General features: G+C 51.6%; 12 protein-coding genes and 2 pseudogenes. 4 read left to right on the top strand and 10 right to left on the bottom strand.

The features are described 5' to 3' along the window. The first annotated feature begins 225 nt into the window (after window positions 1-225). The 4 genes from rbsB to BZG79_RS09025 all read left to right on the top strand — a co-directional run bounded on the left by rbsB (window position 226) and on the right by BZG79_RS09025 (window position 4,053). Window positions 226-1,119, top strand: coding sequence for a ribose ABC transporter substrate-binding protein RbsB (rbsB, locus tag BZG79_RS09010; protein ID WP_077576641.1), 894 nt, complete (start codon window positions 226-228; stop codon window positions 1,117-1,119). 86 nt (window positions 1,120-1,205) lie between these two features. Then, the gene (gene rbsK, locus BZG79_RS09015; RefSeq protein ID WP_077774230.1) at window positions 1,206-2,135 is read left to right on the top strand and encodes a ribokinase; all 930 of its coding nucleotides are present in this window, start codon (window positions 1,206-1,208) and stop codon (window positions 2,133-2,135) included. Between the two features lie 34 nt (window positions 2,136-2,169). Further along, window positions 2,170-3,174, top strand: a complete 1,005-nt coding sequence (locus BZG79_RS09020) for a substrate-binding domain-containing protein (RefSeq protein WP_077576643.1) — start codon at window positions 2,170-2,172, stop codon at window positions 3,172-3,174. 210 nt (window positions 3,175-3,384) lie between these two features. Next, window positions 3,385-4,053, top strand: a complete 669-nt coding sequence (locus BZG79_RS09025; protein WP_077774236.1) for a TIGR01621 family pseudouridine synthase — start codon at window positions 3,385-3,387, stop codon at window positions 4,051-4,053. Here the strand turns inward: BZG79_RS09025 and gspS2 are convergent. The 10 genes and pseudogenes from gspS2 to BZG79_RS09075 all read right to left on the bottom strand — a co-directional run. After that, on the bottom strand, window positions 4,046-4,423 hold the full coding sequence (gene gspS2 / locus BZG79_RS09030; protein ID WP_077774231.1) for a type II secretion system pilot lipoprotein GspS-beta: 378 nt from the start codon (window positions 4,421-4,423) through the stop codon (window positions 4,046-4,048). The genes BZG79_RS09025 and gspS2 overlap by 8 nt on opposite strands. After that, the gene (locus tag BZG79_RS09035; RefSeq protein ID WP_021023168.1) at window positions 4,423-4,734 is read right to left on the bottom strand and encodes a YciI family protein; all 312 of its coding nucleotides are present in this window, start codon (window positions 4,732-4,734) and stop codon (window positions 4,423-4,425) included. Before BZG79_RS09035 ends, gspS2 begins: the two co-directional genes overlap by 1 nt. Window positions 4,735-5,367: 633 nt before the next feature. Beyond that, window positions 5,368-6,084, bottom strand: a complete 717-nt coding sequence (locus tag BZG79_RS09040) for a transposase (RefSeq protein ID WP_077774232.1) — start codon at window positions 6,082-6,084, stop codon at window positions 5,368-5,370. A 281-nt stretch (window positions 6,085-6,365) separates the two neighbouring features. Beyond that, window positions 6,366-7,002 (bottom strand): annotated as a pseudogene (miaE, locus tag BZG79_RS16665) (tRNA isopentenyl-2-thiomethyl-A-37 hydroxylase MiaE). Continuing rightward, window positions 6,897-8,819 (bottom strand): family 20 glycosylhydrolase, encoded by a 1,923-nt coding sequence (locus BZG79_RS09050; protein ID WP_199877679.1) that lies wholly within the window; start codon window positions 8,817-8,819, stop codon window positions 6,897-6,899. Before BZG79_RS09050 ends, miaE begins: the two are co-directional and overlap by 106 nt. Beyond that, the gene (locus BZG79_RS09055) at window positions 8,819-10,825 is read right to left on the bottom strand and encodes a glycoside hydrolase family 9 protein (RefSeq protein ID WP_077774234.1); all 2,007 of its coding nucleotides are present in this window, start codon (window positions 10,823-10,825) and stop codon (window positions 8,819-8,821) included. Before BZG79_RS09055 ends, BZG79_RS09050 begins: the two co-directional genes overlap by 1 nt. Window positions 10,826-10,845: 20 nt before the next feature. Then, complete coding sequence (locus tag BZG79_RS09060) at window positions 10,846-11,841, bottom strand: ABC transporter ATP-binding protein (protein ID WP_077669552.1); 996 nt, start codon at window positions 11,839-11,841, stop codon at window positions 10,846-10,848. A 27-nt stretch (window positions 11,842-11,868) separates the two neighbouring features. Then, window positions 11,869-12,858 (bottom strand): ABC transporter ATP-binding protein, encoded by a 990-nt coding sequence (locus BZG79_RS09065; RefSeq protein ID WP_077461207.1) that lies wholly within the window; start codon window positions 12,856-12,858, stop codon window positions 11,869-11,871. Beyond that, a pseudogene (locus BZG79_RS09070) lies at window positions 12,855-13,770 on the bottom strand (ABC transporter permease). Before BZG79_RS09070 ends, BZG79_RS09065 begins: the two are co-directional and overlap by 4 nt. Next, the coding region (locus BZG79_RS09075) for an ABC transporter permease (protein WP_077774235.1) at window positions 13,767-14,480 on the bottom strand (714 nt) is incomplete at its 5' end. The pseudogene BZG79_RS09070 and the gene BZG79_RS09075, both read right to left, overlap by 4 nt.

The raw sequence follows: 14,480 nt of genomic DNA on the forward strand, positions 1-14,480 counted from the left end.
GCATTGGGGCTCTTGCTCTCTCTGTACTCTGTACTCTGTATTCCGTCATCTGTATTCGGGATCCTGAATACAGAGCGCTTCGCTTACGGAGTACGGGGAAGAGCAGGAAGCAGTGCCTAGGTCCTAGGCACTAGGAGCTTTAGTAAGTTAGCGGGACAGGCACTTTTATTTCTCTTTAATGACTAAACAAAAACAATACCCTACAAACACAAAAGGACTGAACGCATGAAAAAACTGACTACTTTGATTACCACCGCGCTTTTGTCGTCAACGCTTAGCATCAGTGCGCAGGCGGAAGATAGAATGGCGATCGTGGTCTCAACCTTAAACAACCCATTTTTTGTCACCATGAAAGAAGGCGCGGAGCAAAAAGCGCAAGATCTTGGCTATGAGTTATTGGTGCTCGATTCGCAAAACGACGCCAGTAAAGAGCTGTCGAATGTGGAGGATTTAACCATTCGTGGTGTGAAAGCCATCTTGATTAATCCCACTGATTCGGATGCAGTCTCGAATGCGATTCGTATTGCTAATCGCGCTGACATTCCGGTGATTACGCTAGACCGTGGCGCCAGCCGTGGGGAGGTGGTGAGCCATATCGCCTCTGATAACGCGCAAGGCAGTAAAATGGCGGCGGAATTTATCATGGGTAAAGTCGGTGAGCGTGCCAAAGTGATCCAGCTTGAGGGCATTGCCGGTACGTCGGCAGCGCGTGAGCGGGGTGAAGGCTTCATGGATGCGATTGAAGGTACGGATGTAGAGTTACTGGCCAGTCAGCCAGCGGATTTTGACCGCACCAAAGGTCTGAATGTAATGGAGAACTTGCTTGCTGCGTATCCAGAGGTGCAGGCGGTGTTTGCACAAAACGATGAAATGGCGTTTGGCGCGTTGCGTGCGGTGCAGGCATCAGGCAAAGATGTCACCATTGTGGGCTTTGATGGCACTAAAGATGGCATTGCCGCGGTAGAACGTGGCCACTTGGCAGCGACTATCGCTCAGCAGCCGGGTATGATTGGTGAGCTCGGTGTTGAAACGGCGGATAAAGTGCTGAAAGGCGAGTCAGTCGACAGCTATATTCCGGTACCCCTTAAAGTGATCAGTCAAGAAACGATCGCTGAATAAGGGTCGCACGGGAAGATACAATAATAAGCACCGTCTGGCCCAGTGTGTTGGACGGTGCGCGATTGATTGAATGGTAAGGAAGGGTAATGAGTCCATTAGTTGTGCTCGGCAGTGTTAATGCCGATCATGTTTTACGCGTCTCCAGTTTTCCGCGTCCCGGAGAGACATTACACGGTCGAGATTATGCGGTAATTGCGGGTGGCAAAGGCGCAAATCAAGCGGTGGCGGCGGTGCGTTGCGGTGCGGATGTTGCCTTTATTGCCAGTGTGGGTGACGATGCCTTTGGCCAGCAGATTCGTCAGTGTTATGCGCAAGAGGGGATGGATGTCAGTGCGATGAAGGTGCAGGCGAATGCGCCGACCGGGATTGCGATGATTCAAGTCACTGATCAAGGTGAGAACAGTATCGCGTTATCGGCGGAGGCCAATGCGGCGCTGACAGCGGAGGCCATTACCGCCGATCTCGATACGATAGCCCAAGCCGATTACTTGTTGATGCAGTTAGAAACGCCGATGTGCGGGATTGAAAAAGCGGCTTTTCATGCCAAAGCGTCAAATACCCAAGTGGTGCTGAATCCGGCCCCTGCGGCTTCTTTGAGCGATGCGCTTTTGGCGGCGGTCGACATTATCACGCCGAATGAAACAGAAGCACAAAGCCTGACTGGCATTGCGGTGAYAGATTCCGAGAGTGCGCAAGCTGCATCAAATGTGCTGCACCAAAAAGGGATTGAGACGGTGCTGATCACTATGGGTAAACAGGGCGTGTGGCTAAGTGACAAAGCGCAAAAAGAAGGGAGATTAATCCCGGGTTTTGTTGTCAATGCTATGGATACCACCGCCGCTGGCGATACCTTTAATGGCGCACTCGTCACTGGATTGATAGAGGGACAGACACTTGATCAGGCGATTCGGTTTGCGCATGCCGCGGCCGCTTTATCCGTCACTCAGCGTGGCGCACAAACTTCGATTCCCTCGCGCGCGGGTGTCGATGCGTTTTTAGCCCATCAAGATGCCTAATCTTCATTTTAACCTTGGCAGCGGAGCGCGATAAATGGCGACTATGAAAGATATAGCCAAACGGGCGGGCGTGTCGACGTCGACGGTCAGTCATGTGATTAACAACACCCGCTATGTCAGTGAGACGATTGCTGAGAAGGTTAACCAAGCTGCGAAAGAGCTCAACTACTATGCTCCCTCGGCATTGGCGCGCAGTTTAAAAGTCAATCGTACTAAAACGTTTGGCATGCTGGTGACAACCTCTACCAACCCGTTTTTTGGTGAAGTGGTAAAAGGCGTCGAGCGCAGTTGTTACCACAATGGTTACAGTTTGATTCTGTGCAACACGGAAGGTGATGCTGAACGCATGCGTGCCTCGATTGATACGCTGCTGCAAAAGCGGGTCGATGGCTTGATTTTGATGTGCTCCACCTTGGAAGGGGAGCGGATTGAAGGCTTTGATCGTTATCCGGATATTCCTGTGGTGGTGATGGATTGGGGGCCGATTGATTTTGCCTGCGATAAAATCCAAGACAATTCCTATCAAGGCGGCTATTTAGCGACCCAGCACTTGATTGATTGTGGTCACCGCCAGATTGGCTGCATCAGTGGGCCTCTTGTTAGGTATCAAGCGCAAATGCGTTTTCAAGGCTTTAAAGATGCACTGCGCGATGCTGGACTTGCTGAAAATCCACATTGGATGGTGGAAGCGGACTTTGAGTGTGAAGGCGGCTATCAAGGTTTGCAGGCGATTGCTGAGTGTGGATCCTTACCCACCGCCATTTTTGCAGGCAATGACATGATGGCGATGGGCGCGATCAATGCTGCTAACGCGCTAGGGATTTGCGTACCCGATGATCTCTCTATTATTGGATATGATGATATTCACTTGGCTAAATTTATCTCGCCCTCCCTGACTACCATTCACCAGCCCAAATATCGTCTCGGTCAAGCAGCGGTCGAAACGCTTCTTAGTAAACTTGATGCCCCTAATAGTGAAAGCCAAACGGTGCAGCTCGAGCCAACGCTGGTGGTGCGCGAGAGCGTGAAGCGGGTTTAGCTACCGGGTAGCTACCGGGGACAGGCACTTTTAAGCAGCAGCTACTGCAGCTACCAGGGACAGGCACTTTAGCTACCAGGGCTATCGGGGACAGACACTTTAAGCTAACGGGAACTAACGGGACAGGCACTTTTATGATTGCTCTAGCGGGCTGAGGGGGAAGCCGTTATGATGCCTGTCCTCAATGGCCAACCGGTAAATCCCTTCGTTATGTTTTCAATTGTCGACCAAAACCAACACTTTGTGGTGATCAACAAGCACCATGGCGTTAGCGTGCAAAAAGAGACCGATGAAGCGGCACTGTTGCCTGCGGTCGCGGCGTATATTGGGGTTGAGAAGGTCTACCTTGTACATCGTTTAGATAAGATGACGTCGGGCTTGCTGCTGCTGGCAACCTCTTCTCATGCGGCGTCTGTCCTCTCAGGATTGTTCGCGTCACGCGAGATAGAAAAGTTCTATTTGGCATTAAGTGCGAAAAAGCCGCGTAAGAAACAGGGATTGATTGTCGGCGATATGGGTAAAAGTCGGCGAGGTAGTTGGAAGTTGCTTGCCAGCAAAGATAACCCTGCGAGGACGCGTTTTATCTCTATTGCAGGCGGTGAGGGGCGGCGATTTTTTCTCTGTCGGCCTTACACGGGTAAAACCCATCAAATTCGCGTGGCGATGAAAAGTATTGGCTCACCGCTTATCGGTGATGATTACTATGGCGGCGAGCCTGCCGATCGTGGCTACTTACACGCTTATGGGCTGCAATTTACGTGTCGTTTTGCCGATGATCAGCCAGCCAAGCACTACAGCTATGTGCTGCCCCCGAGCCAAGGCGAGTTGTGGCCAGCCTTACCGGTAGAGTGGGAGCAGCCTTGGTGCTTAATTAGCTAGCACAGCTGGGTGCATTGATAGCGTTATTGAGGATTTGTCGGCCGCGGGTATCGCGAACCAAAATGGTATAGCTGATACCACTGTCTAACATACTGCGTATGTCGCTATCTTGGCAATAACGACGTTTTAAACCGGAAAAGAGCTCTCCTGGTGCTTTTTTGGCATTCTTATCCAGAAGCGTCAGCTCGATGATGGCATCTTGCGCACGTGCTCGAACCAGTGAGTAGCCTTCAATATCCATCGGCAGTAGCTGTGCAATCATGTCTGCACGTTGGATTGCGGCTTCTACGGCTTGGTCATGCTGGGGGCTGCTACATGCACTGAGTACTAGCCCCAGGCAGGCCATCATCAGTATTTTTACATATCGCATTAGGCTGGATCCTGCGGAAGCACTTTTTTGAACGGTTTTACGGTCACTTCAGCATAAACGCCGGCGGCAACATAAGGGTCTTTGTCGGCCCATGCCTTTGCGGCTGATAGTGACTCAAACCAGGCAATAACGGTCGAGCCCGTAAACCCAGCTTCGCCTGGCTCCTCACTATCAACAGCAGGGTTTGGCCCGGCAATCATCAAGCGGTTTTCTTTTTCCAGTTGGTGTAAGCGTTCAAGGTGTGCGTCACGCGCTTGCTTGCGTAGCGGTAGGCTGTTCTCGACGTCTTGCGAATAAATGAGATACCACATCGTTGTTGTCCTTGATAGATGTTTATAGCCACTAGGGTACAGAGTCCAGATTTCTGAGTACAGCGTATTAGAAAACATTGGCGGGACAACATTGGTGGGACAGGCGCTTTTGATTAGCTGTCTTTTGTTGGGACAGACGCATTACGTCTGACACTTTATGTCTTGTCTGCGATTGTTCCATCTAGCGTGCTATATGGGACAATTATCAGCATTGCTAATGTGCCTGTCCCAACAAGATCACCAACAAGATCCCCTTTTCGCTTTATCCGCTTTATCCGGGACCGCTTTATCCGGGACAGTCACCACTAGTAACCAGCAAGCCGTTGTTAAGATGCCTGTCCTAGTAAAATCTCTGTCCTAGTAAAATTTCTAATGAAATATTACCTCTTTAAAATCCGAACATGCCTTTACCTTCCTGTAACTGGAGGGTTTATCCTGGGGAAATAACGATGAGGAGGTAATATGGGATGTTGTAATCAGTCCCCAGAAGGTGGGTCCAAAGGGCTAAAGCCGCTCTTAAAAGCGGTAGGTATTTTGTTCGTGTTTATAATGGTGCTGGCTTATTGGGTAGGGTAGATCTTCGGGCTAGTATGACGATTCCTTTACGCATTGATGCGTGTTTTAGTGCTTGCCTCAACGATTTGGGATCATGACGCCTGTCATGCGTTTTAGGCCCAGTGTCGGTAATACGGCTTGGATACTCGACAGTGAGCCTACAACATTTCCGCACTCTAAATGAGCGCATGTGGTCAGCCAGGTTTCACTCGACATATTCAGTCGTGTGAGTAGGGGAGGCCGCACATAGGCCATCGCCGCAGCGAGTGCTTTTTCATCTAATAAGGCTTGGCTTTTAAAGCGTCCCTCCCAAAAATGCCCTGAACATTGATCCTCTCGGTTCGCTTGCGTCGAAATATATTGATTAAGCAGCTTCATAAACCAGCTGACAGACATCAAACGCTCGCGCCAGCTCTCAATGATCCGACAGCACGCTTTGTACTCCGATTTGGAGAGAGATTCTCCCTGACGAAAACGTTGGATGAGTACCGGAGCCTGGTGAAAGGCTAGCCAGCGGTCAATTACGTCGATATTTGTCAGGGATTGGGCGGCTTTTGCATTGATATGTAGGACAACGTGATAATGATTGCTCATAATGGCGTAAGCGCAGATATCGATGCAAAAAGCTTTGGCTAGTGTAAGTAAACGCGTTTCTATCCATGCGCGACGATGCTCATAGCTTTTTTGCGATTGAGCGTCATAGCCACACAGGAAAGAGCGGCGCACGCAGCGTGAGACGCAATGATAATAGGGTGTGGCTGATAGGTTCACTAAAGATGCGCGAGCTTTGGTCATCGTCAGTCCCTTTTGGTAGATGGGTGTATGTAAAAGGTACTGTATAAATGAACAGTCATCATCTTTTCTGGCCTGGTTTTTCGTGACAGTACAAGAAATACTGTAACTGTGAGATTGGTTAGTTACTAAAGGCGTCTGTCCCGATTAGTAAACAACGGGGACAGGCGCAAACTACTAGGACCGCAAACTACCAGGACAGTCACCAAGAGGTGTTTGTATCCGGCGAAAACTAAAAGTGCCTGTCCCCATAAGAAGAAAGTGCCTGTCCCTATAAGAAGAAGCTAGGCAGGGGCGCCGCTGTGAAAGCGGAATTGGCTGTCGGGCGCTTGGATCAACTCTGCTTCGCGCTCGCCGATGGTTTGGATACGGTCGCGAATGTCTTCGCCGGCGATGGTTTCTGCGNAAGCGCTCGCAGGAACGTGCTTCAATGTAGGCGCCAATAATCAGTTTATCGACCAAGGTTGCCGGCTCGTGAGTGCGTGCCGCGCGCATTAATCCTTTGGCGTAGCGACCTGCTTCTAACGGTTGATAAGGAATACCGCGTGCGTCCATGATTTCAATCACTTGCTCAAAATGATGAAACTCTTCTTTGATTAACCGGACCATTTTATCAATCAAGGCTTGGCCGTGGGCAAAGCCGGCTTTAGGGGTTAAAGGCGCGCTGAGGCCGTTTTTGCGCGCGTGGAAGATCCCATCGCGAATGCGGCGATAAACAAAGTCTTCATAGGGTTTGGCCCATGCCAGCAGTTGCTCGCCACTCGCCGCGTCGACTGCATATTTACGGATCAGCCACATCGCGGTTTGGCTGGCTTTTAATTCGCAGTTTGCGTGATCGCGCAAAAGAATCGATTGATTGTCAGGCTGAATGGCCGCGTCAATCCAACTGTCGGGGGTTTGACAGTGCAGAAAACCATGAATAGGGGTGAGTAGGGTATTAATTTCTTGGCGTAGCATGCCGAAAACACTCTCAGACTGACAACAATGGCTGGGCNCTCACGAGCTGGGTCATCACTGGCGAGGCTTGCTAACGGCTCATATTGGTAGGCTTTTTCTAATGGTGTGACGCCCGCCCAGTCGAGCCCGGGCTCGGTGGCAGCATAATCTTGCACCATATCGAGATAGGTCGCTTGACCCGGGGTTAAAATCACATCAAACCCATGCTGCGCACAATGCAATGCGGCGTCTTCGCTTTGCCATGAATAGATCACGGTGTTTTTGCTGACTTTATCGCCGTGCTGCACTTCTTCCCAGCCAACCATGCGTTTGCCCAAGGCGCGAAGCTTTTGCTCAGCATAGGTCAGTATCTGTCCCTGTAGCGAAGCGGTCGTTTCTCCGTTCATGCGTCTGTCCCGATAAATTGAGCTATCCGTCCATACCCCGTCAGGGACTTCATCGGCGCCAATATGGACCCATGAGGCGGGGAAAAGCTCGGCGACTTCATTTAATACCGTATCTAAAAATCGATACGTGCCATCGAGGGCTGGCGATAATACGTTATCGGTGTAGTGCTGCACGCTGCGGTAAGTCGAGCAGTCGTCGGCATCGTGTAGCCAATCAGGCAGCGCTTTGATTGCCGCGCGACAGTGGCCGGGAATATCAATTTCAGGAATGACGGTAATACCACGGGCTGCGGCGTATTCAATCACGTCACGTACTTCTTCTTGGCGATAATAGCCTTCGTGACGTTTTGCAATATGACTGAATTGCGGAGCAAGGCGGGTATTGGGGCCGCGTTGACTCCCATAGCGCGTCAATTCAGGCAGAGCTTTAATCTCCAGTCGCCAGCCTTCATCGTCGGTTAAATGCCAGTGAAAGGTATTGAACTTAAAATAGGCTAACTGGTTAATCAGTCGCTTTACCGTGTCCACCGAATGAAAATGGCGCGCGCAATCGAGCATCATTCCTCGGTAAGCAAAGCGTGGTGCATCGCTGATTTTTATTGCCGGTATCCGCAGCTGTGTGTCTTGCTCTTGGCAAAGTTGCAACAGCGACGCGCAGCCGTGAATAAATCCGCGCTCAGCACAGGCTTGGATGACCACGCCTTGGTCGGTGACGGTGAGCTGATAGGCCTCATCACGGTGTGCGATATCTCGAAGTGCGGAGTCGGGTAGCGGCCGTAAAAGAATGGCATGATCGCCAGTGACCGCATCTTGATGACGTGGGTCGAGTGCAATATCAGCTTGCGGGTACATGCGAACCCATTCGTTGCTTAGCCACTGCGCGGCGGGAAGCGCCTGTGGATCGACAGCGATCAACGGTGTCGTGGGTGAAAGCGTAAAGTATCCTGGCTGGTGGCGCACCGATTTGGGCACCGGAATAATGGCGTGCTCGGCGGGATGAACATCTGGAATCGATGAGCGTGTGGTGTGAGTATGCGCCAAGTTAATGGGGGTGAGCATCACTGAATATTGCTCGCCATTGGCATAGAGCAGCGCATCTTTAAAGCCCGCACAAAGGAACCGTAATGGYGGCGTGTGGGCATCAAACTCGATGTATAAGCTCTGATTGGCATCGAGTGTTTGATGCTCTGGTGTAATGACGCAATAGCTACCGATTTGCTCAATACTGCCTTGTGACAGGGTATTGGCGTTGRTGAAGCGATCAAACAGTACCGCAATAGACAGCTGATTTAAGGGACAGTCGGTGAGATTATGCAAGGTTAACCCCATTCGGCTGCGCGGTGGAGTGTCATTGGGATACTCGTTGATCACACTAAGATCGAGGCGGTAAGTCATCACGTGTTCTCCTTGTTCGAGTGGCCGTTGCCAGTCAGCGTTTGCGCACTGATGGCGAGCATAAACCAGCTTGCATGTGGCAACCACTGCTCGCTCCATCGCCAGTTTTGCGCCATATCATCGCAATATGGCGCGGGGTTGAATGCAATCTGTGTTTCATCCTCCATCCCTGCGGTAATGCCATTGCAGATCCCCCCTTTGGCATTAAAAAAGCCCAAGTGCGGTAGGTAATCTGGGTTGTTGTGGCCATGCCCATCGAGCATACAGATATCAAATGGATTTAAACCGAGGATCCAATTAAGCGCCCGTTGGCTAAAGGTGTGGAGAGCAGCATTTAGCGCATCGTCTTGAATATGGCGCGTGGCATGACACGCAAAGGTCGCCAGTGACCCCAAGCGTGCATTCTCGCCTTGCCACCAATAGCCGGTTTCATTGTGGTGAGGAATAAAGTGACGCACCTGTTTAACGCCATCGACGGGTTTGACGTACTGACGCGGATACGCGAATGGATTATCGGCGGTTTGTGTTAGGCTCAGCTCAAACTGGCAGGCGCGTTCCAGTGCTGTTTGCGCGATAGCCTGGTGACTGGGTTCGGTTTCTACATCGAGATAGCGAACTAACGCCAACCCGGGCAGACCTGCATCAGCGGCATGGTAAAACGGGCGGCTCCCATCGGCATTGGCCGACCAATAATATTGGCAAGTTTCATCACTGCGTTGCCGTGCGACCAGCTTTTGCATCCAACCTCGTGCCTCGCTCAAAAAGGGACAGTCACCGTTCGCACTAATGTGTCTGTCCCCAGAACCTAAAGGTGCCTGTCCCGTTAAATAAGCGTGACTGTCCCCTGTAGATTGCCGAGTGGCGTGATGCAACTCGCATGCGGCGAGAAGGGTGCAGGTTTCGTCAATAATGTTGGGCTCACCGTCATCAAGGTAGTGATGGTTATGTTCAACCAAATGCCAGTAGCCACGAATGGCAGCGTCTAAATAGCGTGCTTGTTGGTCAGGCTCTGAGCAAAGTGAGACTCTGCTTGCGGCGGCAAGGGCTGCAATCGCTATGCCGCCGCCTTGACGAAAGCCGGCTTGGTAAGCCTCACTCATTACTCCATCTTGCGTCGCGTAAGCGCAAAGGGTGCGGCGCTCTGGGTCTTTCGACCATTGATCAAACACCGTCATGTAAAAAAAGCCACTGGGGTGTTGCATACGGAGAAGAAAATCGGCGCCGTGTTTCGCTTCATCAGCTAAGCGTGTACGCATAAACGCAGGCAGCGTGTCCGAGCTAAGTTGGCTGGCAAGATCGGCCAGCCCCCAAGCCAACAGCGGGATTTGTTGCGGATTAAAGTAATTGGCATAGGAAAGGTGGCTCAGGTATTTGCTCACATCGCCAGAGGCATCGTACCAACCGCCGGATACATCCACACGTTCATCAGAGCCAAATACCTTGGCGCGCTGATCCGCGTGTTCATAGATACCGCTACACCGCTGCGATTTAAAGTAATGCAGCAGATCGGAAAACGTGTTGTGAAACAGGCAATTATCCGTGATCTCAAACGGATGGGAATATACCGGTGTGTCTGTTAACAGCACGAGTTGATAGCGTCCGCGATGCGCAAAGGCAGAAAAATCGAGGGTATAAACCGTACCTATCTGCCAGTTGTTTAACTGTGTGCCTTGCTGTAATTCAAACTGCGCGACCACTTTATCGAGTGATACTGTGTCTGTCCCACGAACAAAAGTGTCTGTCCCCGTAAATTTTAAAGTGCCTGTCCCGGTAAAATTGTTTGCACTTTCTGCGGCCTCGTTAAAGTGTCTGTCCCCAGAAGAAAAGTGCCTGTCCCCGGAAGGGGAGGCAGCTTTATCGGCAGTGCTAAATGTGCCTGTCCCCTTAAGAGGAGGCTGGGAAATCAGTGCCACGGGCGCGCCGGTGAGGGATTCGCTGTCACTGACGATCACCGCGTATTTGTCACCGTGTAACGAGTAGCCGATGTGATTGGTCAGCACTTGCATGATGGTATCCTTATTGGTCGCTATTGCTCGTACAAATAGCAGCGCACATAGTGGTTGTCGGCGAGCTTGGTCACGCCGGGTAACTGCTCAGTGCATTTCGCTGTCGCATGTGGGCAGCGGCCAGCAAAGGGGCAGCCGACGGAATCTGGTGTCCACAGTGGGATCTCACCCTTGTTGCCCTTTAGTTCCTCGTGAATGGATTTGCTGGGATCGGGCACCGCTGAGACCAACAGCTGGGTGTAAGGATGCTGAGGGCGATGAATAATTTCTTCGGTGTCGCCCCATTCGACCATATGGCCGACGTACATCACTGCCAAGTCTTCGGCAATGTAACGCGCGGTGGCAATATCATGGGTGATGTAGAGCAGCGACATTTGCTTCTCCACTTTCATCTCTTCCATGAGGTTAAGCACGCCGGCACGAATCGACACATCCAGCATCGAGGTGGGTTCGTCGGCGAGTACCACTTCCGCGCCCACGGCGATGTTACGCGCTAGGTTTATCCTCTGACGTTGGCCGCCAGAAAGCTGGTGGGGAAATTTCTCCGCCGTTTCTTTGGCTGGAGTGAGGCCCACTTGCTCTAGCAGCTCGAACACCCGTTCTTTCAACTGCGCTTTATCGCGCTTGGCGACTTTTTTGTGGATCAATAACGGACGCGCAATATGGTGAAACACATTATGGGTGGGGTTGAGCGAGCCAAAGGGATCTTGCCAGACCATTTGCAGGCCTTCGCGATAGCGCATCAGCTCATCACGTTTTTTAATGGTGGTGATATCGCGTCCCCGGTATTCAATGCAGCCGTCGGTCGGGGCGTACATTTTTGCGATCATTTTCGCGGTGGTTGATTTGCCCGAGCCTGATTCACCCACCACGGCAAGCCCACGGCCTTTGTACATTTTGAACGAGACATCATTGATCGCTCGCATCATGGGTTGTTTAAGGGCATGGCTGTTAATAGGGAAATCTTTCACCACGTTTTTACCTTCAACCAGCAGTTCTCCAAGACCTGTACTCATCACTGACTTCCTCACATTGGCACGATATTAGACTTTTTGTTGGGCGATCGGCTCGCCGTCGTATAGGTGGCAGTTGGAATAACGGCCTGGTTCGATTTGGCGCAGCACGGTTTGGGTGGTTCGACACTGTTCATGCACTTGCGCGCAACGTGCTTGAAAGCGGCAGCCGGTCGGGATTTCGAGTAAGTTGAGCGGATTACCTGGGATACCCACCAGTTGGCGCTTGGGCCCGGTGAGTGAGGGGAATGAGCTGCCCAGCCCTTCGGTGTAGGGGTGATAGGGATTGGTAAGTACTTGTTTGGACGGCGCGACTTCAATCAGCTCACCGGAATACATGATCCCTATCCGGTCGGAAAACTCGACCATGAGCGATAAGTCATGGGTGATAAACAGAATCGAAAAGCCAAACTCTTCTTTTAACGCGTAGATTTTTTGTAAGATCTCGCGCTGCACCACCACATCTAATGCGGTGGTGGGCTCATCCATGATGATCATTTTCGGGTTGAGGGCTAGCGCAATGGCAATTACCAAGCGCTGACGCATCCCGCCCGAAAACTGGTGCGGATAATCGGTCAGGCGGCTGGGGTGAATATCGACAATTTCCAGCAAGCCTTGCGCTCGATTGACCGCTTGTTTACGGGTCATATTGGTGTGACGCATTAATACATCGCAAAATTGATCTTCAAGCGTCAGCACGGGATTGAGGGCATTCATGGCGCTTTGAAACACCATCGACATCTCGCGCCAACGAAAATCACGCATGCGGGCATCGCTATAGTTGAGGATATTCTCGCCGTTAAATAGCACTTCGCCGCCGGTGATAAATGCGGGTGGCTTATGCAGACGCATCAGCGAAAAGGCAACGGTGGATTTACCGCATCCCGATTCGCCAGCCAGGCCAAATACTTCACCGGGGGCAATGTCAAAACTGACGTGATCGCAGGCTCGTACATCACCGGCATCGGTAATGTAGTCCACGCACAGATCACGGATTGAGATAAGTGGGGTGCGACTCATGATTTATCTCCACTGATCAGCATGTGTTCGGCAACGGGATTCTCGTCTCGGGCTTTCTTTTCTTGTTGGTTAAGTTTTTTCCAGCGCTTCATTCCTTTTTGCGCACGTAATTGCGGGTTGGCTATTTCATCCACTGCGAAGTTGAGCAACGCAAGCCCCGTCACCAGTAAGGTCAGCGCAATACAAGGTGCGAGCAGCTCCCACCACGCGCCAATCAGCATGGACGAAGAGGTTTGTACGTTGTAGAGCATGATCCCCCAGCTGATGGTGTTGGGATCGCCAAGGCCTAAGAAGGAAATAATTGACTCCATGGCAATGGCATACATCACTGAGCCAATAAAGCTGGCGCCGACAATAGGCACGAGGTTAGGCAAGATCTCGACAAAGGTGATGCGAAAGCGCGACTCGCCCAGCACTTCAGCGGCTTTCACGAACTCTTTTCGCGCAGGGCAAGGGTTTGTGAGCGAACCACCCGTGCTCCCCACGCCCAGGAGGTACAGCCAATAATGATGGCGATCGTCAGCGGTCCGGCTTCGCCGATAAACGCGGCGAGCACGAACAAGAGTGGGTATTGCGGGATCACCAATATGATGTTCATCGCGGCGGTGAGTACATCGTCAACCCAACCGCCTAAATAGCCGGCGGTATGGTGCCGAGGGCATGCTCCGCGTCTTTTGACATTAGCAAGGTACGAGGATGGTCTGCTAAGTGGGTGGCGACCCAGCCATCTGGGTTGGCTTGTGCGGCTTTAACCACAAAGCTTGGGTATTCATGCGGGTTACCGGTGCGTTTATCCGGTGCATGCTGGCTTAGCAGTGGAGCGAATATCGCCATTAAGATAAATAAGCCGACAATGATGGAGCCCGCGCGCGCGATTTTGTTGCGCACAATAAGCGTGAGGAGATCTTTCATGATTCTTTTCCTCCGGTTCGCAGGCGTGGGTCAAGCACTACGTACAGCATGTCAGCAATTAAGTTAAACGAGAGCATAAATAAGGTCATAATCAGCAGCTGGCCTTGCAGGACTTGGTAGTCTCGCGCGTTAATCGCATCCAAAAGCACCGAGCCAAGACCGGGATAGTTAAAAATAATTTCCACAATCAGCTGGCCACCGATGGCGATACCCAGCGACATCGACAGCGCAGTGACACTGGGCAAGAGCGCGTTACGGGCCGCATAGTTAAAGACCACGCGGTTTTCGCTTAACCCTTTGCCGCGCGCCATGGTGATGTAGTCTTCCGCCAGCAGATTAATCATGTTGTTGCGCATGTTGACCAAAAAGCCGCCCACTTGAATGATGGAAGCACAAAAAAGCGGGAGTACGGCGTGATAGGCCACATCTTTAATAAAGGTCCAACTGGTCCAGTCGGGCGTGACGCCTGGCGTGTAGGCGTATCCGGTCGGAAACCATTTCAACCCAATCGCGAAAATAAACAGCGCGAGCATTGCAATGACCACTTGCGGTACCGCTTGGATAATCAGCATGCCTGGGGTGATCATGGCATCGTATTTCCCGCCGCGTTTCCAGGCGGCAAAAATGCCCAAAATCGAGCCCAGTGAAAAAGAGAGCAGCACGGCACTGCCGGCGAGAAAGAGCGACCAGCCAAACGCTTTGCCCAGCAA

Source organism: Salinivibrio sp. MA427, assembly GCF_001996115.1.
Lineage (GTDB): Bacteria > Pseudomonadota > Gammaproteobacteria > Enterobacterales > Vibrionaceae > Salinivibrio > Salinivibrio costicola.

Bases quoted from the DNA above. Each gene is read 5' to 3' on its own strand.
- rbsB (WP_077576641.1), top strand. From the start codon at position 226: ATGAAAAAACTGACTACTTTGATTACCACCGCGCTTTTGTCGTCAACG.
- BZG79_RS09020 (WP_077576643.1), top strand. From the start codon at position 2,170: ATGGCGACTATGAAAGATATAGCCAAACGGGCGGGCGTGTCGACGTCG.
- BZG79_RS09025 (WP_077774236.1), top strand. From the start codon at position 3,385: ATGTTTTCAATTGTCGACCAAAACCAACACTTTGTGGTGATCAACAAG.
- gspS2 (WP_077774231.1), bottom strand. From the start codon at position 4,423: ATGCGATATGTAAAAATACTGATGATGGCCTGCCTGGGGCTAGTACTC.
- BZG79_RS09035 (WP_021023168.1), bottom strand. From the start codon at position 4,734: ATGTGGTATCTCATTTATTCGCAAGACGTCGAGAACAGCCTACCGCTA.
- BZG79_RS09040 (WP_077774232.1), bottom strand. From the start codon at position 6,084: ATGACCAAAGCTCGCGCATCTTTAGTGAACCTATCAGCCACACCCTAT.
- BZG79_RS09055 (WP_077774234.1), bottom strand. From the start codon at position 10,825: ATGCAAGTGCTGACCAATCACATCGGCTACTCGTTACACGGTGACAAA.
- BZG79_RS09060 (WP_077669552.1), bottom strand. From the start codon at position 11,841: ATGAGTACAGGTCTTGGAGAACTGCTGGTTGAAGGTAAAAACGTGGTG.
- BZG79_RS09065 (WP_077461207.1), bottom strand. From the start codon at position 12,858: ATGAGTCGCACCCCACTTATCTCAATCCGTGATCTGTGCGTGGACTAC.